This is a genomic window from Streptomyces roseoviridis, from assembly GCF_039535235.1.
GTDB lineage: Bacteria > Actinomycetota > Actinomycetes > Streptomycetales > Streptomycetaceae > Streptomyces > Streptomyces roseoviridis.
Genome location: NZ_BAAAWU010000001.1, coordinates 3311435 through 3337020, shown reverse-complemented (window position 1 = coordinate 3337020; position 25586 = coordinate 3311435). Strand labels below are relative to the sequence as shown.

Below are 25586 nucleotides of genomic sequence, written 5' to 3'. Positions count from 1 at the left end.
TTCAGCCTGTTGGGCGGCGGGGGGCGCCACAAGGCCAACTCGTGGCGTGAACAGGACATGGCACTTACGCGCCACTCAAAAGCTTGGTAAGTTCAAATCATTGGCTGCGCCATGTGGACAGTGACTGGTATCGAGCTCCGGAGGCGACCGGCATGTGCAGGATTCTCGGCTCCCTCGCCGCGTCGGCGGACCGCCCCGACCCGGCCGAACTCGCGGCGGTCTCGGCCCGCCAGCGGCACGGCGGACCCGACGAGCACCAGGTGCTCAGCGGCCCCGGCTGGTCGCTCGGATGCGACCGGCTCGCCGTCACCGACCCGTGCGGCGGCCGGCAGCCCTACCGGCTGCCCCACCTGCCCGGCATCCTCGCCGTGCTCAACGGGGAGATCTACAACCACGCCGAGCTGCGCCGCCGCCTCGCCGCGCGCGGCCACCGCTTCCCCGACCGCTGCGACGGCACGCTGCTGCCCGCCCTCTACGCCGAGTACGGGCCGGCCTTCGCCGAGCACCTCGACGGCATGTTCGCCGTCGCCGTCCTCGACCTGCGGCCCGGCAACGCCCAACTCCTCCTCGCCGTCGACGACATGGGCATGAAGCCGGTCCACCTCCACCACGACCCCCGCGACGGCTCCACCCGCTTCGCCTCCGAGATCCCCGCCCTGCTCGCCTTCGAGGGCGTGCGGATCGCCCCGCGCGAGGACTCCCTCGACACCGTCCTCGCCACCCGCACCTCCTACTCCGCGCACACCGCCCTCGACGGCGTCACCGTCCTGCCGCCCGGCGCCACCGCCCTCGTGCGGCCCGGCCGGGCGCCCGTCGTCCGGCGCCGCGCACCGCACGCCGCGCGGCCCCTCGGCGACACGCAGGACGTGCTGCGGCACGAGGTGCGCCGGCTCGCCACCGCCGACGCCCCGGTCTGCGCCGTCACCAGCGGCGGCCTCGACTCCGGACTCGTCACCGCGCTCGCCGCCGAGCACGCCCGCGAGACGGACGCGCCGCCGCTGCACACCTTCCACCTCACCTACCGCGGCAAGTGGCCCGGCTCCGAGGCCGCGTACGCCCGCGCCGTCGCCCGCCGGGCCAGGACCGTGCACCACGAGGTGACCGTCGACCCCCAGGAGATCCCCTCGCTGCTCACCCGCACCGTGCGGCACCTGGGGCAGCCCAACGCCGACCCGATCGCCCTGTCCACGTACGCGCTGTTCCGAGCCGTGCGCGAGAACGGCTTCACCGTCGCCCTCACCGGGGACGGGGCGGACGAGCTCTTCGGCGGCTACGACCGGATGCGGGCCGCGCTCACCTCCCCGCCCGGCGTCGACTGGGCCGCCTCCTACGCCGACGCCCTCTCCGCCGCCCCCCGACTCCTTCGGGAGCACCTGTACACCTCCTCGTACGCCGCCTTCATCGCCGACCAGGGCTCCGCCGCCGACCGGATCGAGCAGGAACTGCGGTCGGCGGAGGCGGCCGGGGCGGACCGGGCCGACGTGATGAGCGCCTTCGAGACCAGGTGGCGGCTGCCCGCGTACCACCTGCGGCGGGTCGACCACCTGTCGATGGCCTGGGCGGTCGAGGCGCGCCTGCCGTTCTGCCAGCCGTCCGTGGTCGCGCACGCGCGGGCGCTGCCGCCCGGGGCGCGGCACGGCAAGCGGGCGCTGTACGAGGCGGGCGCCGAGCTGCTGCCCGCGGCCGTCCTGAACCGGCCCAAGCAGCCCTTCACCCTGCCGATCGCCGCCATGATCGCCCCCGGCGGCCCGCTCCTCGACACGGTCCGGGAGCTGCTGTCGCCGGCGCGGCTCGTGCTCGGCGGCAGGATCCGCGCGGACCGGGTGAACAAGCTCCTCAACCGCCATCTGGAGCGCCCCAACCAGCACATCGCCCTCGCCCTGTGGGCGCTGGCCGTCCACGAGCTGTGGACGGACGTCGTCCAGGGCATGCGCATCCCGCTGGGCTGTGCGGCCGCCTGAACCGCCGCCCGCCGTGCGCCTGCCCACCGCCTGCACGGGTGCGGTGAGGGCGGTCGCCGGTACGGGTGTGGTGGGGGCGGTCGCCGGTACGGGTGTGGTGGGGGCGGTCGCCGGTACGGGTGCGGTGAGGGCGGTCGTCGTGCGCGCCGAGGACGCCCCCGGGCCCACCCTCGTCGTACGGCTCGACCGCCTGCCGCCCGGCGCCCTGGGCCTGGCCGAGGAGCTGGCGCACGTACGCCACGCCCTCGCCCCGACCCCGTACACGGCACTCAACAAGATCGCCCTCTACGGTCCCTCCACCCGCCCCTCCGGCGCCAGCCCTGGCCCCGGCACTGGCACCGGCACCGGTCCCGGTCACGGCCCCAGCCCCGGTCACGGCCCCAGCCCCGGTCACGGCCCCGCCGCGCTCGACTACCGCTTCGTGCAGGCCCTGCCCGACGGGCGGTTCGACTTCCGGGCCGGGTGCGGGCATTCGCTCCTCGCGGCCGTCGTCGCCGACGGGCGGCCCGGACCCGTCACCGTACGGGCCGTGACGACCGGGGACACGGTCCTGTGCACGCCCGAGGGCGACGGCGCCTACACCCTCGACTTCCTGCGCGCCCCCACCGCCCCCGGCACGCTGCCCACCGGGCGGCCCGTCGACGTCCTCGACGGAGTGCCGGTCTCCCTGGTGCGCTACGGCAACCCGTACGTCCTCGTCGACGCCCGCCTGCTGCCCGCGCACCGACTCCGGGAGCGCCTGCTCGACCTGCGGGCCCGCGCCGGGCGGCTGCTCGGGTACGCGCCCCACTCCCCGCTCCCCAAGATCGCCGCCTTCGACCGCTCCCCGCACGGGCTCCTCGTGCGCGCCCTCACCGTCGGCGGCTGGCATCCCCGGCTCGCGCTCACGGGCGCCGCCGCCCTCGCGGCGGCCGGGGCGATCGACGGCACCGTGGTGCCCGGGCCGGTCGGCCTGATCCGTACGCCCGGGGGCGACGTCACCGTCTCGGCGACGCCGGACCGGGTGCGGGTGCACCGCAAACGGGCGCGAATCCTCGGTGAGTTGGAAGTGACGTGGCGTATCCACGCAACGGCGTGAACGCGCACCCCGCTCGCCAGGTGTTCCGCCGCATTCCTCTGCCACGCTGAAGGACGACCGGCAACCGGCGGGCCCACGAGGGGAATCCGCGCCGCCTGCCGCATCCCGTGCCGTATCCGTGGGGAGAGCAGACACACATGAAATTCGAGAATCTGCGTGTCGTCGTGACCGGGGCGTCCCGCTATTTCGGCCGCGCGCTCGCCGTCGGATTCGCCCACCTCGGCGCCGAGGTCTACGTGTCGGCGCGGACCGTCGAGGCCGCCGAGCGCACCCGCACCGAGGTCCTCGGGTCCGCCCGCGACCGCATCCACGCCTTCGGCTGCGACCTGAGCCGGCCCGCCGAGATCCGGGAGTTCGCCGCGCGCGTCGGCGAACGCACCGACCGGGTCGACCTGCTCGTCAACAACGGGGCGCGCTGGCTCGACGGCATGGACCTGGAGGCGGCCAGCGACGACCAGATCGTGGAGACGATCGAGTCGACGGCCGGCGGCACCGTCCTCATGGTCAAGCACTTCCTGCCCCTGCTGCGCGGCTCGCTGCGACCCGACATCGTCAACATGGTCGCGGTCCGGGACGCCGAGGGCGCGTCCGCCGCGACGGCCGGTGCGGCGCACGAGGCGTTCTGGGCGGCCAAGAGCGCCCAGGCCGGCTTCGCCGACATCCTTTCGCGCCGGCTGCGCCCCTCGGGGGTGCGGGTCTTCTCCCTCTTCCCGCCGGACTTCTCCACCTCCGATCCGCGCTTCGCGGAATGGGACGGCTCGAATCCGGACGGAATAGCCCCGGACGAGAAGCTCACCACGCAGGCCCTTTTCGAGTGCATCGTCTACGCCGTCGAACAGCCGCGGGACTGCTTCATCCGCTCCTTCCACTTCGAACCCCGCTGATTCGAACCCCGCTGATCGAACTCCGCTGATCGAACTCCGCTGATCGAACTCCGCGATTCGGTCCTTGCCGATTCGACCCCGCCGCTTCGAACCTCGCCGACGCTCAGGAGGTCTCCATGAGCACCCCCGTCTGGATCACCGCGACTCCTCCGGCCACCCACGGCGAACTCCACATCGGTCACCTCGCGGGACCGTACGTGGCCGCCGACGTCCTGACCCGCTTTCTGCGCGCCGAGGGCGAACCCGTCCGCTTCACCACCGGCACCGCCGACCACGCCAGCTCCGTCGAGGTGCGGGCGCGGCGCCTCGGCCGCAAGCCGGAGGAGGTCGCCGAGGGCTACCGCGCGGCGATCACCGCGGACTGGCTGCGCTCGGGCGTCGAGTTCGACCACATCGTCAGACCGCGCCGGGACCGCGGCTACGGGCGCTGGGTGCAGGACCTGTTCAGCCGCCTGTACGCGGACGGCGTGATCGCCCCGCGGACCCGTCTGCTCCCGTACTGCGAGCCGTGCGAGCGGTGGCTGTACGGGGCGCACGTCACCGGCACCTGCCCGCACTGCGGGGCGTCGAGCGACGGCGGCATGTGCCACGAGTGCGCCCGCCCGAACGACGGCGGCGACCTGATCTCGCCGCGCTGCTCGCTGTGCGACACGCCCGCGCTCGCCAGGCGCTGCCGGCGCCTGTACGTGCCGCTGGAGCCGTTCCGCGACCGGCTGGCCGACTACTGGTCGGCCGCGGGCCTGCCGCCGCGGCTCGCGGCGCTGTGCGAGTCGCTGGTCGAGGACGGGCTGCCGGACATCGCGGTCGGCCACCCGGCCGACTGGGGCCTTCAGGTGCCGGTGGAGGGCTTCCCCGACCACCGCATCGACGCCTGTTTCGAGGCGGCGGCGATGCACCTGTTCGGCTATGACACCAAGGGCCCGCTGCCGGCCCGCGCCATCCACTTCTGCGGCTTCGGTCACGCCTTCTGCCACGCGGTGCTGCTGCCGGTGCTGCTGCTCGCGCAGGACATCAAGCTGCCGCAGGACTTCAACGTGAACGAGTCCTACGTGGTCGAGGAGGGCGTCCGCGAGGGCAACGTGTGGGCGCTCGACCTGCTCACCGAGTACGGCTCGGACAGCCTGCGCCGGCACGTGCTGCAGGCCCGGCCGACCGGCCGCCGGACGGTGTTCCAGCGGGACCGGCTCGCGGCGGCACGCCTGGAGCTCGACGAGAACTGGAACAGCTGGCTGACCCGGCTGTTCACGGCGGTCCGCGAGGAGTGCGACGGGCTCGCTCCGCAGGCGCTGCCCGGCGGCACCGGCTGGGACGTCCTGGAGCGCCGGCTGCACCGGGGCGTGGACGACCTGCGCGAGGCGTACGGTCCGGACGCGTTCGACCCGCGCCGGGCGGTCGCCGTGCTCGACGAGATGGTCCGTTCGGTGGCCGACTTCGGCTACGTCAACGCGCACGAGCGCTGCCGTCCGACCACCTCCTGCCGCCACCTTCCGGCCCTCGCCGCGCAGTTGGCGGTCGCCTCGGCGCTGTCGGCGTGGGCGCGTCCCGTGATGCCGGAGGGCGCGGACCGTCTCGCGGCGGCGCTCCGGGTGGCGCCGGGCCGGCCGGTGGACTGGTCGGCCCTGATCGCCCCACTGCCGGGGACGCGGCTGGCACCGCCCTCGGGTCCGGTGTTCGGCTTCTGAGCCCGCCTCCCGAGTCGGTCTTCTGAGCCCGCCTCCTGAGCCCGCCTCCTGAACCCGCTTCCCGAGTCAGCCATCCGCGTCAGCCATCCGAGTCAGCCTTCCGACCCCGACCCCCGAGTCCGGAGTCCGAGTCCGAGCCCGGAGTCCGACCCCGAGCCCGAACCCCGAGCCCGAACCGGGAGCCCGAGTCCGGAGTCCGAGCCCGGTTTCCGGGTCCGGTTTCTAAGCCGCTAAGAAGCCGCGTAGTTCCGAATGCCGTGCGGCGGCCCGGTCCGAGGGGCCGGGCCGCCGCACGGCGGGCGGCTCGCCGGCCCGGCGCCGGTGTGCCGCCCCGTACGTCCGCCCCTCATCCCTTTCCCTGCCGCGTGACCGTGCGCGCGACGCGCGGGGACACGTGGCCCACCCCACAGGAGCCCCACGTGTCCCTGCGCGTCGCCATGCTCAGCGTCCACACCTCCCCGCTCCACCAGCCCGGAACGGGGGACGCCGGCGGCATGAACGTGTACATGGTCGAACTGTCCCGCGCTCTGGCCGAACAGGGCGTCCGCGTGGACCTGTTCACCCGCTGCCGCGGCGAGGGCCTGCCCGGCCTCGTCGACGTCGAGCCCGGGGTCCGGGTCCGCCACCTGCACGCCGGTCCGCGCCGGCCGCTGCCGAAGGAGGCCATGCCCGACCTGGTCGTGCCGTTCTCGCTCGCCCTGCTGAAGGAGGACCGGCGCTACGACCTGGTCCACTCGCACTACTGGCTGTCGGGACAGGCGGGGCGGATCGCCTCGTTCGGCTGGGGCATACCGCTGGTGCACACCGCGCACACCCTGGCGCTGGTGAAGAACGCCCACCTCGCCGACGGCGACACGCCCGAACCGGAGCTGCGGATCCGCGGCGAGCGGCAGGTGGTGGCCGACGCGGACCGGCTGATCGCCAACACGGCCGACGAGGCGGAGGCGCTGCGCTCGCTGTACGGGGCGGCGGGGGCGAGGACGGAGGTGGTGCGGCCGGGGGTGGACCTGCGGACCTTCGGGCCGGGTGACGGGAGGGCGGCGGCGCGGGCCCGGCTCGGGTTGCCGGCCGAGGCGTTCGTGCCGCTGTACGCGGGGCGGATCCAGCCGTTGAAGGGGCCGGACGTGCTGGTGCGGGCGGTCGCGGAGCTGCTGCGGATGGCTCCGGGGCTGCGGCGCCGCCTGCTCGTGCCGGTGGTGGGCGGGCATTCGGGGGCGGGCGAGCAGGGCGCGGTGTGGCGGCTCGCGGCGGAGCTGGGGGTGGCGGACGTGCTGAAGGCGTGCCCGCCGGTGCCGCAGGCGCGCCTCGCGGACTGGTACCGGGCGGCGGACGTGCTGGTGGTGCCGTCGCGTTCGGAGTCGTTCGGTCTGGTGGCCCTCGAGGCGCAGGCGTGCGGGACGCCGGTGCTGGCGTCGGCGGTGGGCGGGTTGCCGACGGCGGTGTGGGACGGGGTGTCGGGGCTGCTGGTGCCGGGGCACGATCCGGTGGAGTACGCGCGCCGGCTGTGGTGGCTGGCCCGGCATCCGGAAGCGCGGGTCTCGATGGGGGAGGCGGCGGTCCGGCACGCGCGGGGAATGAGCTGGCGTGCGTCCGCCACGCGGACGGTCGAGGTGTACGAGGACGCGCTGGCGGGCCTGGAGCGGGCGGCGTCGTGGGCGGTGCGGCGGGTGGGGCAAGGGCGGCGGCACGCCCCTGCCCCGGCGGCCCCTCTCTCCTGGAGGAACGAGAAGGCCGTAGCACGAGTCTAGCATCTCTTTTGGTTCGACCAAAGATTAGAGGCGTCCCGGATCGGCCAATTCCACGAGATCCACGGCCTATTGACGCACTCACGCCATGGCGGGTCCACGCAGCGGGAATCCCTGGATTCGCCTGAGGGGCCCGGACAGAATGGAGATGTCTTCAGGGAACGCCCGGCGGCACGGGCCCCCGAAGAACCGAATTCCCATTCTCACTCCTGGAGGAATCATGTCCGTTGAGCGGAACACCGGCGTGCGCAGGACCGTCCGTCAGTTCGCCCTCGCCCTGGTGGCCTGTCTGGCCGTCGCGGGTGGTGCGGTGGCCGCCGTCGGCGGCCAGGGCGACGCTCCGGTCCAGCAGCTCGTGGTCGCCGATGACAACTGGCCGATCCAGACCCCGGCGCCCGGCAACTGACCCTCGTTCCACGGAAAAGCCCCCGCGATCGCCCTGCCACGATCGCGGGGGCTTTTCCGTGCCCGCGTGCCCGCGTCGCCCGTCAGTCCAGCCAGCCCATCCGCACCGCGCGCACACCCGCCTCGAACCGGCTGGCCGCGCCCAATTCCTGCATGAGTTCCGAGAGCATTCGGCTCACCGTACGCAACGAAACTCCGAGATTGCGGGCGATCTTCTCGTCCTTCATTCCCGTGGCCAGCATTCTCAGCGCCGCCCGCTGGTGCTCGGACAGCCCGTCGCCGCCCCGCTCGGCCGAGGCGCCCGAACCGTAGGGCACGGCCGTGTGCCAGCAGTGCTCGAACAGCCCCAGGTACGAGCGGACGAGTGCCCGGCCGCGCGCCAGGATGGCGCCCTGGCGCGCGTCCTCGGGCCGGATCGGCAGCATCGCGTACTGCTGGTCGATGATGATCATGTTGAGGGGCACGACCGCGGCCACCCGGATCTCCGCCCCCAGCTCGCTGCGCGCGTCCAGCAGTTCGGCCACGTCCGGGCGCGTGGCGTGCTCGCGCGCGTAGATCGCCCGGACCCTGATGCCCTGTTCGAGTCGCCGCCGGTCGCGGTCGAGCGTCACCTCGTGCACCTCACGGCTCGGCCCGCCGGGATACATGGACGCCGAGCTCTCCTGCATGACGTCGATGATGTCGTCCAGGGCCTGCTGGATGCGCCGGTAGTCGGTCAGTGCCTCGACCTCGACCTCGGAGCCCGCCAGCACGCTGGCCCGCAGGAACGTGCCCGCCAACGTCTCCAGGGTGCTGTACGCGAGGTCCGCCTCGGCCAGGTGCTCACGGAGCCGGGCCCGTTCCCGGTCCAGCAGGCGCAGCAGCGCGATCTCGGGGTCCACCGAGGCGACCGTGTCCGCGTCCGGCTGCCACCCCTCGCGCAGATCGGCGTTGGTGGCGTGGGTGGTGGTGGTGGGGACGATCAGGCCGAGCTCGATCAGCTCGACGCGACATCGCTCGTACTCCTCGGCCGCGAGCCCTAACGCCCCGGCGACCTCCGGGAAGTTCGACACCCCGCGACGGCGCAACTCCCGGTACAGGGGCACCAGTCTGTCCTCCGGAGCGGTGCTTCCTGTCGTCGCCATGGCGATCTCCCCCTTGTCCTCGTGGTTCTCGTCGTCGTGGGCCGGCCGTCCGGAACCTTCCGGTCAGGAACTCCCGTCAGGCTACGTGCCGCGCTCCGGCGGGTCGTCGTCCGGAAGGCCGAGCCGGAGGGTCCGCACAGCCGCCTCGAACCGGCCCGACACCCCCGCTCCCGCAACACGTTCGGCCATCGGCCGGTTCGCGGGCACGACGAGACCCCGCCGCCCTGCTAGGGGGTGTGCTCGTACGGTTCGCCGTCGAGCAGGCCGAGCCGGGCGGCCTTCACCCCGGCCTCGAAGCGGCTCGCGGCGTCGAGTTCCTGCATCACCTCGGAGATCAGCCGGCTCACCGTGCGCAGGGAGACACCGAGGTTCCGCGCCACCTGCTCGTCCTTGATCCCGGAGGCCAGCATCCGCAGCGCGGCCCGCTGCTGCTCGGTCAGTCCGTCACCGCCGTGTTCGGCCGACTCCTCGTGGCCGTACGGGGTGGCCGCCTGCCAGCAGTACTCGTACAGGGCGCGGTACGAGCGCACCAGGCCCGGTCCGCGGGCCAGGATCGCGGCTGATTCCGGGTCGTGGGGATCGGTCGGCAGCAGGGCGAAGGTCTCGTCGGCGAGGACCATGTTCATGGGGACGACGGGGGAGAGGCGGACCTCGACGCCGAGCGCGCACCGCTCGGCCAGGTGCTGGACCATCTCCGGCACCTGGCCGACCCGGTGGCTGTACATGGCCTGGACCCGCACGCCGCGGGCGACGCGGTCGCGGTCCCGGCCCAGCTCCAGGGTCATCTCCTCGCGCCGCACCGAACCCGTGAGCATCGAATGCACCGAGTCCTTCACCGTGTGCGTCAGGTCGGCGAGCTCCCGGCGGATGCGCGCCGGATCGTCGACGATCTCGACCTCGACCTCGGAGCCCGGTTCCATCCCGGCCCGCAGGAACGGTCCGGCCAGCGTCTCCAGGGTGGCCTGGGCCCGGCTGGTCTCGGCGAGCCGGCTCTCCAGCCGGTCGCGCTCGTGCTGGAGCAGCCGGAGCAGGGCGACGTCCGGGGCGATGACTGCGGCGGCCGGTTCGGCCGCGGGCCCCGCGGCCGGCCCCGCGGCCGGCTCCGCGGCCGGATCGGGAGCGGTCTCGATCAGTCCGAGGTCGGTCAACTCGGCCCGGCAGCGCTCCCGTTCGGCCTCGGTCAGCTGAAGGCGCAGCGCGACGGCGTCGAAGTCGGCGCCGGGGGCGGCCCGGAGCTCCTGGTAGAGGGCGAGGGTCTGCTCGCTTCCCGTACGCGATCCAGCGGCGTTTTTGGACACGACGCAGCAGACTCCCCTCGGATCGCGCGGATCCTGTTGAAACGCCCCGCTAGACCCTGCCACACATTCGAACGCGTCGCACGGGGTTCACCTGCTCTCAGTGCGAAGGGGACGCATCGCGGCAGTCGGGGCAAAGGCCCTTGAAGACCACCTCGGCGTCGCTGACCGCCCAGTCGGTCAGGCTGCCGCGGGGCGGTGCGGGGGCGGTGGCCGCCACGTTCTCCACCCGGCCGCAGTTCAGGCACAGGGCGTGCTGGTGGGCGGGGCCGGAGATCTCGAAGACGGCGGGCAGGCCCGGCCGGTCGAACTTGCTGACCAGGCCCGTCTCCTGGAAGTGCCGCAGCATCTCGTACACGGCCTGGCTGGTGAGGGTGCCGAGGCGCTCGCGGGCGGTCGCCGTGATCGCCTCGACGTCCAGATGACCGCCGGCGGCGAGCACCGTGAGCACCTCCAGGCGCGGCCCGGTGACCCGCAGACCGACATCGCGCAGCCGCTGGATCACCGCCTCGCGGCCCGTCAGGTCTTCCACGACTGCCATCTTCTCCGCCTGCCACCTGGTCGGCCCAAACTTTTGTGGGCATCGTACCTCTTGGCCGTCCCTGCCGTCAGTCGTCCGGGCGGCAGACCAGCAGCACGCTCTCGGTCCGCTCGTCGATGCGGTGCCGGCGGCGGCCCTCGATGTGCAGACCCGCCGAGTGCAGTTCGGCCGCCAGGTGCTCGCCGTCCACGATCCATTTGTCGGTGGTGAGCACGACCCGCTCGGTGGAGAGCTTCCCGGTCCGCGCCGTGTAGTAGGTGATCCGCTCGCTCATCGTCCGCAGGTCGAAGTCCTGCCGGGCCACCACCCACTCGTCGATCCCGTCGAACCGCGGCACCTGGAAGGCCCAGGTCCGCTGCGGTTCGGCGACCAGACCGGACAGCAGGTGGGAGGTGTAGTCGAGGGCGAGCGCTCCGCCCGCCCCCAGGTGCGTGGCGATCTCGCGCAGCAGCCGGGGCCGCGCCGGCGGCGGTACGGCGGAGACCATCGCGCCCGCGAGCAGCGCGAGCCGGTAGTCGCCGTCGAGCCGCAGCTCGGTGAGGTCGGCCCGGGTGGTCACGATCAGCCCGGCGACCTGCGGGCCGATGCGCCGGGCCCAGCTCTCGAGGCGTTCCAGGGCGGGGCCGTCCCGGTCCACGGCCTCCACGGCGAAGCCGTGCCGGGCGAAGGGGACGGCGAGCCGTCCGGCGCCGGAGCCGAGATCGAGGACGGGGCCGCCGGTGGACCGGGCGAGACCGAGGTACCGGACGATGTCGGCGCTGTGCGGGCCGAGGAGCGCGTCGTGGAGCCAGACCGCGTCCGCGTCGCCGGGGGAGACCGTCTCGAGTCCGGGAAGGGTGTCGGACGTGAGCCGGATGCCGGCGCCGGGGGCGGGGAGTTCGTATCGGGACGACAGGACCGGCGAGAGCGCCGCGGGCACGGCGGGCAGGGACAGTCCGCTCGGTGTGTGCATCGCTCCTCCAGGGCTCGCTCGGTCCGTGCCGTCCGGGCGGGATACCCGTGCCGCCGGGTCCGCGCCGCTGTGCTCCATCCTGGCCGGGGGCGCGGCGCGGGATCCAGCGGATCCGGGGGCGTGAACACGCGATGGCGTGTGTCTGCCACGGGTGGGGGAGGACTTTTGAGGACGGCGGACGGCGGACGGCGGACGGGAGCGGCAGCCGCCGGCGGGCGGCCGCGGCACGCGCCCGGTCAGCGGGAGCGGTGGATCACCGGGAGCGTCCGGCCGGAGCGGGCGTCGGGCCAGAGGGGGCGTCCGGTCAGAGCGAGCGGCACAGGCGGGCCGTGCCGATCGGGGCGAAGCCCTGGCGCTCGTAGAAGGGGAGCGAGGGGTCCTGCTCGGCGGGCAGCGTGACCCGCTGCCGGTGGGCCCCGAACGCCCGCATCCGGTCGGTGGCCGCGCCGAGCAGCGCCGTACCGACTCCGCCGCGCCGGGCCCCGGGCGTCACCGCGAGCGCGTACAGCTCGCCCTCGCCCGGGACGGGCACGCCGCCGGCGACCGCGCCGACCACGGCACCGTCGGTGCCGGTGGCGACCAGCCAGCCGAGCCAGCCCGGCGCGCCGCCCGGAATTTCAATTTCCGCGCGGATACGGGGAAGCGCGCATTGCGCGGAGAGCAGGCGCCGCACGGGGATTTCGCCGAGTATTTCCTCGTAACTGCCCCGAATGGACTCCGCAAGCAGCCTGGATATCGTCGTCGCGTCGGCGGCTTCCGCCGCCCGCACGTCAGCCAGCTGCATTGGTCCGTACCCTTCGACGTGCCGAGCTGAGCGTCAACATACCCACAATAGCCGGGAATTCGGGGCCGGTGTGACCGATGTGAAATCTACGAATTCCCTTAGTATTTAATTGGGGAACGAACAGCAGGCGATGATCAGGGGTGCCGCCGCGAGGCCGGCCGTCGCGATCGTGAGCAGCGCGCGCAGCACGGGGTGCCCCGCGGCCTGCGGGGTGAGGATCCGCCGCATGCGCAGGGCGGCGGAGGGGCCGCCCGCCGCGAACGCCTCGCGCGGGGCCCTGCCCGAGGCGAGCGCGTACAGGGCGGTGGCGAGCGCGTCGCGCGAACAGCGGCGCAGCGCGCGGTCGTCGGCGGTCATCTCGAGGAGCAGCGGGACCGCCGTGCCGCCGTGCCGGGCGAGCGGGAGGTAGGGGAAGACGGCCGAGAAGGACTCCGCGGCGGCGACGAGCAGATGGTGGCGCCCGGTGATGTGGGCCCGTTCGTGGGCGAGGGCGGCGTGCAGTTGGGGCGGGGTGAGGGCGGTGAGGGCACCGGAGGAGACCACGACCCGGCGCGCGCGGCCGGGCAGGCAGTAGACGGCGGGCCGTTCGTGTTCCAGGACGGTGGCGCCGAGTCCCGGGTCGTAGCGGCCCACGAGCCGGAGGGTCTCGGCGTGCCGCCGCCGCTGCCGCCGGGCGCGCAGCAGGGCGCGGGCGAACCCGGCGGCGGGGACGGCGAGGACGGCGAGGGCGGTGCCGAGGGCCGTGTACTCGCGCGCGGTCAGTTCCACGAGCCGTTCGGCGGGCGGTAAGCGGAGGAGGAAGAGGGCGTCGCTGAGCCGGTGGCCGGCGTCGCTGGACAGGATCAGCTGGGCCGGGAGCAGGGCGGCGCAGCCGGCGAACAGCGCTCCACTCACCGCCCACACGGCGAGCGCGAGCCGCGGCACCTGCTGGGCCCAGCGGGCCCGCATCAGCAGCCAGGGCACCAGGAACCCGGTGCACAGGACGAGGCCGAGCGGCGGCAGCGTGTGGTGGTTCACCGGCCCTCGCCGCCCCGGTCGCGGGGGTGGCCGTGGAGGTGCGGGCCGCCGTCGTCGGGGCCCTGGGCGCGGCGGGCGGTGCGCAGGGCCGCGTCGAGGGCGGCCATGTCCTCGTCGGAGATGGTCTCGACGAAGCGCAGCAGCGCCGCGGGCCGGTCCTGGCTGTCGCCGAGCGCGTCCTGCATGAGGCCCGCGGTGTACTCCTCGCGGCTGCGGACGGGCTCGTACAGCCAGGCGCGGCCGGATTTCTCACGGCGCAGCCAGCCCTTGCGGTGGAGTATGTCGGCGACGGTCATCACCGTCGTGTAGGCGACGCGGCGCCCCAGATTGATGTCGTCGACGATCTCGCGGACCGTCGCGGGCCTTTGCCAGGCCCACAGCCGGTCCATGATCTCGGCCTCCAGCTCTCCCAGCCGGCGCACGTGCATCCCCTCCCCGGTCACGGGCGGCTCATCGTACGGGCCGCCTCACCCGCTCAGGTATACCCCCTAGGGGTACACTGGCGGGATGGTGACCCTCATGACGAACCGCCCTTGCGCGAAGGTCTGCGTCCCCGGCCTGCCCGGTTCGACGGAACTGGTGCTCCTTCGACGGGTGCTCGGCCTGTGCCTTCGGCTGAGCCTGAGGCTGTCCGCTGACTGCCCTTCGCACAAGGGCGGTTGACTCGCTCTTTACGTGTGTCCGCTCGTGGTGTGTCAGGTCGGGCGGGGCCCGCGGCTCAGGTCCGGATGAGTCGGGCGATCGCCCTCGACGCCTCGCCGACCTTGACCTTGGCCTGGTCCCCGCCGGCCTCGATGGCCTCCGTGACGCAGCAGCTGAGGTGCTCGTCGAGGAGGGCGACCGCGCAGGACTGGAGCGCCGCGTTGATGGCGGACACCTGGGTCAGGACGTCGATGCAGTAGACGTCCTCGTCGACCATCCGCTGCACCCCCCGGACCTGCCCCTCGATGCGCCTCAGGCGTCTGATGATGTCTTCCTTGTGCTGTACGTAACCGGCCACGGCGGCCTCCTCGGATGTCCGCAGGGATGTCAGCGGTCGGCGGCCTGGAAGCCGCGCAGGCGCAGGCTGTTGCCGACCACGAAGACCGAGGAGAAGGCCATGGCGGCCCCCGCGATCATCGGGTTGAGCAGTCCCGCCGCGGCGAGCGGCAGGGCGGCCACGTTGTAGGCGAAGGCCCAGAAGAGGTTCGAGCGGATGGTGCCGAGCGTCTTGCGGGAGAGCCGGATGGCGTCCGCCGCGGCCCGCAGGTCGCCCCGTACGAGGGTCAGGTCGCCGGCCTCGATGGCGGCGTCCGTGCCCGTGCCCATCGCCAGGCCCAGGTCGGCCTGGGCGAGCGCGGCGGCGTCGTTGACGCCGTCGCCGACCATGGCGACCGAACGGCCCTCGCCCTGGAGCTTCTTGACGACGTCCACCTTGTCCTGCGGCATGACCTCGGCGATCACCTCGTCGATGCCGACCTCGGCGGCGACGGCCTCGGCGACCGCCTTGTTGTCGCCGGTGAGCAGGATCGGGGTCAGGCCGAGCGCACGGAGCCGCCGGATGGCCTCGGCGCTGGTCTCCTTGACGGCGTCGGCGACCTCCAGGACCGCGCGGGCCTCGCCGTCCCAGGCGACCGCGATGGCGGTCTTGCCGGCCTTCTCGGCGGCGTCCTTGGCCGACTTCAGGCTCGCCGGGAGGGTCACGGCCCACTCGTCGAGCAGCTTCTCGCGGCCGACGAGGACGGCGTGGCCGTCGACGACGCCCTGGACGCCGAGGCCGGGAACGTTGACGAAGTCCTCGGGGGCGGGCAGGGTGCCGACCTTCGCTGCCGCGCCGGTGGCGACGGCCTGGGCGATCGGGTGCTCGGAGGAGTGCTCCAGGGCGCCGGCGAGGCGCAGCACGTCGGTCTCGTCCGTGCCGGCGGCGGTGTGGACCTTGATCAGGGTCATCCGGCCGGTGGTGACGGTGCCGGTCTTGTCCAGGACGATGGTGTCGACCTTGCGGGTGGTCTCCAGGACCTCGGGGCCCTTGATGAGGATGCCGAGCTGGGCGCCGCGGCCGGTGCCGACCATGAGGGCGGTCGGGGTGGCCAGGCCCAGGGCGCACGGGCAGGCGATGATCAGCACGGCGACGGCCGCGGTGAACGCGGAGGTCAGACCCTGTCCGGTACCCAGCCAGAAGCCGAGGGTGCCGAGCGAGAGGGCGATGACGATCGGCACGAACACGGCCGAGATCCTGTCGGCGAGGCGCTGGGCGGCGGCCTTGCCGTTCTGGGCGTCCTCGACGAGCTTGGCCATCCGGGCGAGCTGCGTGTCGGCGCCGACCCGGGTGGCCTCGACGACCAGGCGGCCGCCCGCGTTCAGGGTGGCGCCGGTGACGGAGTCGCCGACCCCCACCTCGACGGGCACGGACTCGCCGGTGAGCATGGAGGCGTCGACGGCCGAGGAGCCCTCGACGACCGTGCCGTCCGTCGCGATCTTCTCGCCGGGGCGGACCAGGAAGCGGTCGCCGACCTGGAGTTCGGCGGTCGGTACGGTGACCTCCCGGCCGTTCCTGAGGACGGTCACCTCCTTCGCGCCCAGCTGCATCAGCGCCTTCAGCGCCGCGCCCGCCTTCCGCTTGGAGCGGGCCTCGAAGTAGCGGCCGGCCAGGATGAAGGCGGTGACGCCGGCCGCGGCCTCCAGGTAGATGTTCCCGGCGCCGTCGGTGCGGGCGATGGTGAACTCGAAGGGGTGGGTCATGCCGGGCGTGCCGGCGGTGCCGAAGAACAGCGCCCACAGCGACCACAGGAACGCGGCGATGGTGCCGACCGAGATCAGCGTGTCCATCGTGGCGGCGCCGTGCCGGGCGTTGGTCCAGGCGGCCCGGTGGAAGGGCCAGGCGGCGTACGTGACGACCGGTGCGGCGAGCGTGAGGCTCAGCCACTGCCAGTACTCGATCTGGAGGGCCGGGACCATGGCCATCGCGATGACGGGCACGGCGAGGGCGACCGCGGTGACGAGCCGCTGCCTGAGCGGCCGCAGCTCCTCGTCCGCCTTCTCCTCGTCCGAGGGGCCGGAGCCGGAGCCGCCGGGCGCCTCGCTCTTCGGGGGCGCGGGCTCCTCGGCGGTGTAGCCGGTGGCCTCGACGGTGGCGATGAGGTCGGCGACGGAGATGTCGGCGTCGAAGGTGACCTTCGCCTTCTCGGTCGCGTAGTTGACGGTGGCCTCGACCCCGTCCATGCGGTTGAGCTTCTTCTCGATGCGGGCCGCGCACGAGGCGCAGGTCATGCCGCCGATGGCGAGCTCGACCTGGGCGGTGCCCGGAGTGGTCGTGGTCATGAAACTGCTCCTCGTTCGTTACGGGGCTCGGGGGCCGGGGCTCGGGCGTGGTGGACGAGCCCCGGCGGCCGGCTGGCGCCGAGGGCGCCGGTCAGGCGCGGCCGGTCAGCTCGTAGCCCGCGTCGTCGACCGCCGCGGCGATCTTGGCGTCGTCGGGCTCGCCACCGGTGGTGACGGTCACCAGGCCGCCGGCGACGTCGACGTCGACGGAGATGACGCCGTCGAGCGCGCTGACGGAGTTGGTGATGGCGGTCTTGCAGTGGCCGCAGGTCATGCCGGAGACGGCGTAGACGGTGGTGGTGCTGTCGGCGACGGCGGTGGCCGTCGAGACCTCGACGGTGCCGGTCGAGCAGCTGTTGTCGGGGGTGCAGCAGGAACCCATGGTCTTCCTCCTTGGCTTGGATACCCTCCGGGGGTATCGCGGTGAGTCCATGTATACCCCCGGGCCGTATCGGATGGCAAGCGTGTCGCCGACTTGACTTGATACCCCCTAGGGGTATGGTGAGGTGCAGTGAAGGGTCCAGAAGGGTCCCGTCGCCAGGCCACCCACGTACGGGAGAGCAGTCATGAACACCGGAGTGAAGATCACTGCCTTTGCCGCCGCGCTCGCCGCGACCTTCGGGACCGCGTACGGGGTCGGCAAGGGCGTCGGCCCCTTCGACGAGCCGAAGAAGGCGGAGCACGGCGGGCACGCGGAGGCGGCGCCGAAGGGCGCGGGCGAGGACGCCCGCACGGAGCGGGCGGGGCACGCGGGCCACGCGGAGGCGAACGCCCCCGCGGCCGGCGGGCTCCAGGTCTCGGACGGCGGCTACACCCTCGCCCTGGAGACCCCGACGCCCCCCGCCGGGCGCAGCGTGCTCCGGTTCTCCATCAAGGACGGGGCCGGCAAGAAGGTCACCGCGTTCACCACGGAGCACGGCAAGGAGCTCCACTTCATCGTCGCCTCGCGCGACCTCACCGTCTTCCGCCACCTGCACCCCGAGAAGGCCCCCGACGGCACCTGGACGGTCGACGCGGACCTGCCGTCGGCCGGCGCCTACAAGGCGTTCGCCGACTTCAAGCCGGCGGTCAAGGGTGCGAAGGGCATCACGCTCGGCGTCGACCTGGCCGTCCCCGGCGCGTACGCCCCGAAGCCGATGCCGCCCGTCTCGCCGACGGCCGACGTGGACGGCTACCAGGTGCGGCTCGGCGGGACGCTGGACCCGGGCAAGGCGGGCGAACTGCGGCTCACCGTCACGAAGGCCGGCCGGCCGGTCACCGACCTGGAGCCCTACCTCGGGGCGTACGGGCACCTCGTCGCCCTGCGCGAGGGAGACCTGGCCTACCTCCACGTCCACCCCAACGAGGGCGGCCCCGGCCCGGACGTCTCCTTCACGGCGACCGCGCCGAGCGCGGGGACGTACCGGCTGTTCCTGGACTTCCAGCACGGGGGCACGGTGCGGACGGCCGCGTTCACGGTCCGCGCGGGCGGCGGCGCGCCGGTGAGCGGGCCGGCGAGCGGGCCGGCGGAACAGCCGTCGCACGGTGCGGACGGCCACGCGCACGGCTAGGCTGTTCATTGGACTAGACCTGTAGGCGTGCGAACCGTGGAGGTTGGGCTCGATGAGCGACCGTGCAGTGCTGGAGGTGATCGCCCTCGACGAGCGGGACGCCGTCGCAGCCCAGGCCGGTGGGGCGGACCGTCTGGAGCTGGTCACCGACATGGCGGCGGACGGACTGACCCCGTCGACGGCGGGCTTCGCGGCGATCCGGGCGGCGGTGGACATCCCGCTGCGGGTGATGCTCAGGCTGACGGACGGCTTCGAGGCGGGGGACGCGGAGCACGTCGACGCGCTGGTGGCGAGGGCGTCCGAGCTCCGGGCGGCGGGGGCGACGGAGTTCGTCCTCGGCTTCCTGACGGCGGAGGGCGAGCCGGACCTGGTGGCGGTGGAGCGGCTGATCGCGGTCCTGGAGGGCAGCCGGTGGACCTTCCACCGGGCGATCGACCGGGCGGCCGACCGTGACGCGCTGCGCAAGCAGCTGGCGGACCTGCCGGGCCTGGACACGTATCTCACGGCGGGCGCGCCGACCGGCGTGGACGACGGCCTGACGACGCTGGAGGCGGAGGCGGCGAGGGCGGGTGAGCCGGGCTACGAGCCGCAGATCCTGGTGGGGGGCGGCCTCCGCCTGGACCACCTCCCCGCGCTGCGCGCCGCCGGCCTGACGGCCTTCCACATCGGAGGGGCGGCCCGCCCGAACGGCTGGACGGCGCCGGTGTCGGTGGAGGCGGTCAGGAAGTGGCGGGAGGCGGTGGACCGGGGGTAGGGCGGGGGGTGGTGGTGGGGGTGCGGGTCTGGGCCCTGCCGGGGTGACCGTGTCGGGTGTGCTTCTGGATCGGCCGCCCTCTCTCCGAGTGTGGCCCCCTTCGCCGGCCCCTCAAGGGCGCTCCTTCGTCGCGTCGCTGCGCGATTCCGCTTCGCTCCACCCTTGACCGGCCGGCTTCGGGGTCCTTTACACACTCGGAGGGCGGCCGGGGGCGTGGCCGCGCGGCAAGGCCGGGTATCGGCCGGGCGGCGTGGGCGGGTGGCGGGTTGGTGGGTGGGGGCCGGGTTCTTGGCGGGCGCCGGGAAGGCCGCTCCCCTCGTGGGGGATGCGCGGCCGTGGAATGGGGTGCCCAATGCCGGTTCGGCGGCGAGCGGTAGTCGGTCGGCTGGGATTCAAGCCCCGCTGGTCACTGTGTGTGGGTGGGGAGGGCAATCGCGGGAGGCTCGGCGATGCAAACTCCCTTGCCGAGACAGTCGAAGTGCCACGCCTGTCACAGCAGTTCACCGCCGTCACATCACAGCCCGCGAGAGGGCAGTTTGCACCGCCGGGCCGCCGCCGACCACCCTCTCCACCCGCACACAGTGACCAGCGGGGCTTGAATCCCGACCAGACGACGGCCGGTCGCCGCCGAACCCGACATCGGGCGCCCCATTCCACGTCTGCGCACCCCCACGGCGGGAAGGGACGTCCACGACCCCGCCACAAACCCAGCCCCCACCCACCAGCCCGCCACCCGCCCACGCCGCCCGGCCGATACCCGGCCTTGCCGCGCGGCCACGCCCCCGGCCGCCCTCCGAGTGTGTAAAGGACCCCGGAGCCGGCCGGTCAAGGGGGGCCAAAGGCCATCGCGCAGCGACGCGACCGAAGGGAGCGCCCTTGAGGGGCCGGCGGAGGGGGCCACACTCGGAGAGAGGGCGGCCGATCCAGAAGCACACCCGACACGGTCACCCCGAGCACCCAAGACCCGCACCCAACACCACCCCCCTCAGCCCACCCCACCAACTTCCCCCCCCTGCGGCAGAGACGGCCGTCGTCGCGAACGACGATCAGCAACCGGGCATCCTCCGTCGCCCCCTCTCGGGCAAATCCCCTGGCGGTCCCCTCGGCCGCCCCCGTACCCTCCGCCGCATGCAGCCCACCCCGCCCACGCCCCCCTCCCCGCACCCCTCCCCGCCCCTCGACGCGGATCTCGTCCGCCGTCTCGTCGCCTCGCAGTTCCCCCACTGGGCCGAGCTGCCCGTACGGCAGTTGGAGACGGCCGGGACGGACAACGCGATGTTCCGGCTCGGGGACGAGCTCGTCGTGCGGTTGCCGAAGGCCGACTGGGCGCAGGGGCAGGTGGAGAAGGAGCAGCGGTGGTTGCCGCTGCTGGCGCCGGCGTTGCCGTTGCCCGTACCCGTGCCGGTGGGGCGCGGCGTGCCGGGTGAGGGGTTCGGGCAGGCGTGGTCGGTGTTCCGGTGGCTGGACGGATCCGACGCGTACGAGGCGCCGGTCGGTGATCTCGCCTCGGCCGCCGTCGCGTTGGGGCGTTTCGGTGCCGCCCTGCGCACGGTGGACGCCACCGGCGGGCCCGTGTCCTTCCGGGGCGGTCACGTCACCGAGTGGGAGGAGGGCGGCATGGCGCAGGCCATCCGTGAGCTCGGCGAGGACGGCACCCTCGACGCGGCCGCCGCGACCGCCGCCTGGGAGGCGGTGCTCCGGCTCCCGCAGTGGGACCGCGCACCCGTCTGGGTGCACGGTGACCTGCTGCCCGGCAACCTGCTGACCCGCGACGGCCGGCTGAGCGCCGTCATCGACTGGGGCGGGCTCGGCACCGGCGATCCCGCCTGCGACATGATGGCGGCCTGGACCCTCCTCACCCCCGAGACCCGGCCTCTCTTCCGGGAGGCGGCCCGGGTCGACGACGCGACCTGGGCGCGCGGGCGGGGCTGGGCCCTGTGCTGGGGGATCGTGACCGAGCACTACTACCGGGGGAAGAACCCGGTCCTCGCCGAGGTGGCGCACCGCGCCTGGACCCAGGCCCTGCCCGAGTACGCCTCGATCCCCGGCTAGCCGACCGGTCCGGATCCGGGGGCCAACTGCTCCGGCAGTTCCGCGGCGTGAACGACCGTCAGTCCCGACACCGCACGCGTCAGCGCCACGTACAGCCGCCGCAGCCCCGTCCGCTCGTCCGGTTCGCCGTCGACCACGGCGGCCGGTTCGTCGAGGACCACGTAGTCGTATTCGAGGCCCTTGGCGAGCGAGGCGGGGACGAGGGTCAGGCGGGACTCGGCGGTCGTCTCCTCGCCGGGGGAGAGCGGGGTCAGGCCCGCCGCCGCCAGGGCCTCCGCGAGCGGGGCGATCCGGGCGTCGGCGGCGATCAGGCCGATGGAGCCCTCGTGTCCGAGGGCTTCCCCGCACGCCGCCACCACGTCCGCGTCCAGCGACGCGGGGGTCGAGGGCCGGATCGTCAGCGAGCCGGGGTTCTCGCGGACCGACTCCACCGGTGCGAGCCCCGGCGACATGTGCGGCAGCAGCCGTGAGGCGTACGCGATGACCTCGCGCGGCACGCGGAAACCGGCCGTCAGCTCCTCCACGACCGCCTCCGGCTTGCCCAGGTGCGCGAGCGCCTGCGCCCAGCTCTGCGTGGCCCAGGGCGTCGTGCCCTGCGCCAGGTCGCCGAGGACGGTCGCCGAGCCGGTGGTGCAGCGCCGGCCCACCGCCCGGTACTGCATGGGGGAGAGGTCCTGCGCCTCGTCGAGGACGACGTGGCCGAGCGAATGCGTCCGCTCCACCAGGTCCTTCGCCTCGTCGATCAGCACCGCGTCCGCCGCCGACCACTTCGCCGACTTCACGCTCCGGTACGGCTTCGCCCACAGCAGGAGTTTCTGCTCCTCCTCGTCGAGGATTCCCGCCGCGTGCTCGGCCAGGAAGTCGGCGTCGCCCAGCAGCCGCAGCACCAGCTTCGCCGGGTCGACCGCGGGCCAGCACTCCTTCACGAGGGCCTTGACGGCGGGGTTGCGGGCCACCGCGTTCTGCACCCGGTCGTCGGGGGCCTCGCCGGCCTGCTCCATGCGGACGAGGACGGCGTGCGCGACGCGCTGCGGCAGGGCCTCGCGGGCCGCCCCGTAGCGGATGTCGCGGTCGGTCAACTCGCGGACGATCTCCTCCAGTTCATGGGCGGGCACCCGCCAGCGCCGGGAGCCGCGGACCACCATCAGCGGCTCGGCCGGCATGGTCACGTGCGACCACACCGCCCGCCGCAGCACCTCGGCCATCCGGGCGTCGCCCTTGACGACGGCGGTCGCGGCCTCGTCCGTGCCGCGCACCTCGACGTGGGCGACGAGGTCGTCGACGGTCGCCTGCTGGACCTCCAGCTCGCCGAGCGCGGGCAGCACCTGCTCGATGTAGTGGAGGAAGGAGCGGTTCGGTCCGATGACCAGCGTGCCCGTGCGGGCGAGGCGCTCCCGGTGGGCGTAGAGGAGGTAGGCGACCCGGTGCAGGCCGACGGCCGTCTTTCCGGTGCCCGGTCCGCCCTGCACGCAGACCGTGCCGGCGAGGTCGGAGCGGACGATCTCGTCCTGCTCGGGCTGGATGGTGGCGACGATGTCCCGCATGGGGCCGACGCGCGGCCGTTCGATCTCCGCCTGGAGCAGTCGGCTGGTCCGCTCCAGCTCCGTCGGGTCGGACAGGTGCTCGTCCTCGTACGCGGTGAGCTCGCCGCCCGTGTAGCCGAACCGGCGCCGCAGTCCCACGTCCTGCGGGTCCTTCTTCGAGGCCCGGTAGAACGGCTGGGAGACGGGGGCGCGCCAGTCGATCACCATCGGGTCGCCGTCGGCGTCGTGGACGTGCCGCCGGCCGATGTAGAAGCGCTGTCCTTCCTGCGTGGTGTGCAGGTAGTCGAGGCGGCCGAAGAACAGCGGCGTGTCGGCGAGGTCGGCGAGCGCCTTGATGCGGTCCTCGATCTGGCGGGTGAGGACGACGGCGTTGACCCAGTTCGCGGTGACGTCCTTGATGTCGAGCGATTCCACGTCCTCGCGCATGGCGCGCAGGGCGGCGCGGGACGCGGCGAGGTGGGCGCGCTCGCGGGCGAGGGGTGCGAGCGGGTCGTCGGCGGACAGCGTGGACGGTGCGGACACGGTGGAGCCTCCGGACGGGGTGATGCGCGGACACGTCAGGTGGCCGCCGGTTTCCGACCGGACGGCGGCGCTCCGCGCGCGAGAGCCGTGCGGGAGGCGGGGAAGCAGGCGAGTGTAGCGGGCACCCGGCGATCGGGGCGAACGCTTTTTCCGGCCCGGAGCGGGGGCGGCCTCCCGTAGGGGTCGGGGTCCGACCTCAGGGGGAGCCGGGTTCAGCCCGGGGACCGATGTGTTCGGTATGTCCGATTCGCATCATGGATGCATGACCGCCACCGCCCTCACCCCCGCGACCACGTCCTCGACCCGGATACCCCGCCGGACCGCCCGTCGCCCGCTCGCCTCCGGGCTCCGCGCGGTACGCGCCTTCGGCTCCGCCGCCGTCTCCGTCGTCCTCCTCGGCTCCTACGACGGGCCGGACGCCCGGGAGGCCGGCGTGCGCGACCCCCGCCCCGCGCACATCGGCCGCCCCGGGGCCTGAGGGCGACCGGCACGTTCTCACCGGAAGGGGCCCCGTCCGCAGTGGACGGGGCCCCTCGCCGTACTCCGGCGCGCCGGCGTCACTCCCCGGCGGCCAGCAGCTCGCTCGCGTCCACGATCCGGTAGGCGTACCCCTGCTCGGCCAGGAACCGCTGTCGGTGGGCGGCGAAGTCCTGGTCGATGGTGTCGCGGGCGACCACGGAGTAGAAGTGCGCCTGGTGCCCGTCCGCCTTCGGACGCAGCACCCGGCCGAGGCGCTGGGCCTCCTCCTGGCGGGAGCCGAAGGTGCCGGAGACCTGGATGGCGACCGTGGCCTCGGGCAGGTCGATCGAGAAGTTCGCGACCTTCGACACCACCAGGACGCTGATCTCGCCGTTGCGGAAGGCGTCGAACAGCTTCTCGCGCTGCGCGTTCGACGTCTCGCCCTTGATCACCGGCGCGTCCAGGTGCTCGCCGAGCTCGTCGAGCTGGTCGATGTACTGCCCGATGACGAGGATCTGCTGTCCGGCGAACTTCCTCACCAGGGCCTCGGTGACCCGCCGCTTGGTGGCCGTCGTGGCGCAGAAGCGGTATTTCTCCTCCGCCTCGGCCGTCGCGTACGCGAGCCGTTCCGCGTCGGTGAGGTCGACCCGCACCTCGACGCAGTCGGCGGGCGCGATGTAGCCCTGTGCCTCGATCTCCTTCCACGGCGCGTCGAAGCGCTTGGGGCCGATGAGGGAGAAGACGTCGGACTCGCGCCCGTCCTCGCGCACGAGCGTCGCCGTGAGGCCGAGGCGCCGGCGCGCCTGGAGGTCGGCGGTGAACTTGAAGACGGGCGCCGGCAGCAGGTGCACCTCGTCGTAGACGATCAGGCCCCAGTCGCGGGAGTCGAACAGCTCCAGGTGCGGGTAGACGCCCTTCCGGCGGGTCGTCAGCACCTGGTAGGTGGCGATGGTGACCGGCCGGATCTCCTTCTTCGTCCCGCTGTACTCGCCGATCTCGTCCTCGGTGAGCGAGGTCCGCTTGACCAGCTCGTGCTTCCACTGGCGGGCCGAGACGGTGTTCGTCACCAGGATCAGCGTGGTCGCCCGCGCCTTGGCCATCGCCCCGGCCCCGACCAGCGTCTTGCCCGCGCCGCAGGGCAGCACGACGACGCCCGAGCCGCCGTGCCAGAAGCCCTCGACGGCCTGCTGCTGGTACGGCCGCAGCGCCCAGCCGTCCTCGGCCAGGTCGATGGGGTGCGCCTCGCCGTCCACGTAGCCGGCCAGGTCCTCGGCGGGCCAGCCGAGCTTGAGCAGCGTCTGCTTGATCTGGCCGCGTTCCGAGGGGTGCACGGCCACGGTGTCCTGGTCGATCCGCTGCCCGACCAGCGGCTGCACCTTCTTGGAGCGCAGCACCTCCTCCAGGACCGGGCGGTCGGTGGTGGTGAGCACGAGACCGTGCACCGGGTGCTTGGACAGGGTCAGGCGCCCGTAGCGCGCCATCGTCTCGGCGACGTCCACGAGCAGCGCGTGCGGCACCGGATACCGCGAGAACTCCACGAGCGCGTCGACGACCTGCTCGGCGTCGTGCCCCGCCGCCCGTGCGTTCCACAGCCCGAGCGGCGTGACCCGGTACGTGTGGATGTGCTCGGGCGCCCGCTCCAGCTCGGCGAAGGGGGCGATGGCCCGACGGCACGCCTCGGCCTGCTCGTGGTCGACCTCCAGGAGGAGTGTCTTGTCGCTCTGGACGATGAGTGGACCGTTCACGTGCTGCGTATCCCTTCCACGTGGCCAAACATCCAGTCTGCCTGAAGCCCGGCCGATGTCCGAGGGGCCTGCCGCACTGGTTGCGACGGACCGCCGAGAGGGAGGTGGCGAGATGAGCGTCGCGCACGATCCGCACCACGGTCCCTGGACGACAGAAGAGGTGCTGGCTCTGGGGGAGGACCGTGGTGAACG

At 73.4% G+C, this 25586-nt stretch carries 22 protein-coding genes; 10 read left to right on the top strand and 12 right to left on the bottom strand.

Annotation, left to right across the window (positions count from 1 at the left end):
• Positions 1–152: 152 nt before the first annotated feature.
• The 6 genes from asnB to ABD954_RS15000 all read left to right on the top strand — a co-directional run bounded on the left by asnB (position 153) and on the right by ABD954_RS15000 (position 7756).
• Positions 153–1961 (top strand): asparagine synthase (glutamine-hydrolyzing), encoded by a 1809-nt coding sequence (asnB, locus tag ABD954_RS15025; RefSeq protein ID WP_345486540.1) that lies wholly within the window; start codon positions 153–155, stop codon positions 1959–1961.
• Positions 1962–1974: 13 nt separating this feature from the next.
• A complete protein-coding gene (locus ABD954_RS15020) occupies positions 1975–3039 on the top strand; it encodes a 2-methylaconitate cis-trans isomerase PrpF family protein (protein WP_345486539.1) in 1065 nt (354 codons plus the stop codon).
• Positions 3040–3176: 137 nt separating this feature from the next.
• Positions 3177–3923 (top strand): SDR family oxidoreductase, encoded by a 747-nt coding sequence (locus ABD954_RS15015; protein ID WP_345486538.1) that lies wholly within the window; start codon positions 3177–3179, stop codon positions 3921–3923.
• Between the two features lie 116 nt (positions 3924–4039).
• Positions 4040–5605 (top strand): class I tRNA ligase family protein, encoded by a 1566-nt coding sequence (locus ABD954_RS15010; RefSeq protein WP_345486537.1) that lies wholly within the window; start codon positions 4040–4042, stop codon positions 5603–5605.
• A gap of 437 nt (positions 5606–6042) precedes the next feature.
• Entirely contained in the window at positions 6043–7353 is a 1311-nt protein-coding gene (gene mshA / locus ABD954_RS15005) for a D-inositol-3-phosphate glycosyltransferase (protein ID WP_345492189.1), read from the top strand.
• Between the two features lie 217 nt (positions 7354–7570).
• Entirely contained in the window at positions 7571–7756 is a 186-nt protein-coding gene (locus ABD954_RS15000; RefSeq protein ID WP_345486536.1) for a hypothetical protein, read from the top strand.
• Between the two features lie 82 nt (positions 7757–7838).
• On the opposite strand, the gene ABD954_RS14995 is transcribed toward ABD954_RS15000, so the two are convergent.
• The 10 genes from ABD954_RS14995 to ABD954_RS14950 all read right to left on the bottom strand — a co-directional run bounded on the left by ABD954_RS14995 (position 7839) and on the right by ABD954_RS14950 (position 17150).
• Entirely contained in the window at positions 7839–8879 is a 1041-nt protein-coding gene (locus tag ABD954_RS14995; RefSeq protein ID WP_345486535.1) for a LuxR C-terminal-related transcriptional regulator, read from the bottom strand.
• Positions 8880–9106: 227 nt separating this feature from the next.
• Positions 9107–10177 carry a LuxR C-terminal-related transcriptional regulator gene (locus ABD954_RS14990; RefSeq protein ID WP_345486534.1) on the bottom strand — a complete coding sequence of 357 codons (1071 nt, stop codon included), beginning with the start codon at positions 10175–10177 and terminating at the stop codon, positions 9107–9109.
• 97 nt (positions 10178–10274) lie between these two features.
• Positions 10275–10715 (bottom strand): Fur family transcriptional regulator, encoded by a 441-nt coding sequence (locus ABD954_RS14985; protein WP_345486533.1) that lies wholly within the window; start codon positions 10713–10715, stop codon positions 10275–10277.
• 67 nt (positions 10716–10782) lie between these two features.
• Positions 10783–11667 (bottom strand): SAM-dependent methyltransferase, encoded by an 885-nt coding sequence (locus tag ABD954_RS14980; RefSeq protein WP_345486532.1) that lies wholly within the window; start codon positions 11665–11667, stop codon positions 10783–10785.
• Between the two features lie 304 nt (positions 11668–11971).
• Positions 11972–12451 carry a GNAT family N-acetyltransferase gene (locus tag ABD954_RS14975; RefSeq protein ID WP_345486531.1) on the bottom strand — a complete coding sequence of 160 codons (480 nt, stop codon included), beginning with the start codon at positions 12449–12451 and terminating at the stop codon, positions 11972–11974.
• A 105-nt stretch (positions 12452–12556) separates the two neighbouring features.
• Positions 12557–13468, bottom strand: coding sequence for a M56 family metallopeptidase (locus tag ABD954_RS14970; RefSeq protein ID WP_345486530.1), 912 nt, complete (start codon positions 13466–13468; stop codon positions 12557–12559).
• Positions 13465–13890 (bottom strand): BlaI/MecI/CopY family transcriptional regulator, encoded by a 426-nt coding sequence (locus tag ABD954_RS14965; RefSeq protein WP_345492187.1) that lies wholly within the window; start codon positions 13888–13890, stop codon positions 13465–13467. The genes ABD954_RS14970 and ABD954_RS14965 overlap by 4 nt, the downstream gene beginning before the upstream one ends.
• A gap of 296 nt (positions 13891–14186) precedes the next feature.
• Entirely contained in the window at positions 14187–14468 is a 282-nt protein-coding gene (locus tag ABD954_RS14960; RefSeq protein ID WP_132911977.1) for a metal-sensitive transcriptional regulator, read from the bottom strand.
• Positions 14469–14497: 29 nt separating this feature from the next.
• On the bottom strand, positions 14498–16768 hold the full coding sequence (locus tag ABD954_RS14955; protein WP_345486529.1) for a heavy metal translocating P-type ATPase: 2271 nt from the start codon (positions 16766–16768) through the stop codon (positions 14498–14500).
• 91 nt (positions 16769–16859) lie between these two features.
• Positions 16860–17150 carry a heavy-metal-associated domain-containing protein gene (locus ABD954_RS14950; protein WP_345486528.1) on the bottom strand — a complete coding sequence of 97 codons (291 nt, stop codon included), beginning with the start codon at positions 17148–17150 and terminating at the stop codon, positions 16860–16862.
• A 184-nt stretch (positions 17151–17334) separates the two neighbouring features.
• On the opposite strand from ABD954_RS14950, the gene ABD954_RS14945 reads away from it, so the two are divergent.
• The 3 genes from ABD954_RS14945 (at position 17335) to ABD954_RS14935 (ending at position 21124) form a co-directional block, all read left to right on the top strand.
• The gene (locus ABD954_RS14945; protein WP_345486527.1) at positions 17335–18318 is read left to right on the top strand and encodes a hypothetical protein; all 984 of its coding nucleotides are present in this window, start codon (positions 17335–17337) and stop codon (positions 18316–18318) included.
• Between the two features lie 52 nt (positions 18319–18370).
• Positions 18371–19072: a copper homeostasis protein CutC gene (locus ABD954_RS14940; RefSeq protein ID WP_345486526.1), complete on the top strand. Its 702-nt coding sequence runs from the start codon at positions 18371–18373 to the stop codon at positions 19070–19072.
• Positions 19073–20200: 1128 nt separating this feature from the next.
• Positions 20201–21124: an aminoglycoside phosphotransferase family protein gene (locus tag ABD954_RS14935; RefSeq protein ID WP_345486525.1), complete on the top strand. Its 924-nt coding sequence runs from the start codon at positions 20201–20203 to the stop codon at positions 21122–21124.
• Here ABD954_RS14935 and ABD954_RS14930 read toward each other — a convergent pair.
• Positions 21121–23094, bottom strand: coding sequence for a HelD family protein (locus ABD954_RS14930; protein WP_345492185.1), 1974 nt, complete (start codon positions 23092–23094; stop codon positions 21121–21123). The genes ABD954_RS14935 and ABD954_RS14930 overlap by 4 nt on opposite strands.
• 358 nt (positions 23095–23452) lie before the next feature.
• On the opposite strand from ABD954_RS14930, the gene ABD954_RS14925 reads away from it, so the two are divergent.
• Positions 23453–23668, top strand: coding sequence for a hypothetical protein (locus ABD954_RS14925; RefSeq protein WP_345486524.1), 216 nt, complete (start codon positions 23453–23455; stop codon positions 23666–23668).
• A gap of 79 nt (positions 23669–23747) precedes the next feature.
• Here ABD954_RS14925 and ABD954_RS14920 read toward each other — a convergent pair whose 3' ends face one another.
• Positions 23748–25394, bottom strand: a complete 1647-nt coding sequence (locus tag ABD954_RS14920; protein ID WP_345486523.1) for a DNA repair helicase XPB — start codon at positions 25392–25394, stop codon at positions 23748–23750.
• Positions 25395–25586: the final 192 nt, after the last annotated feature.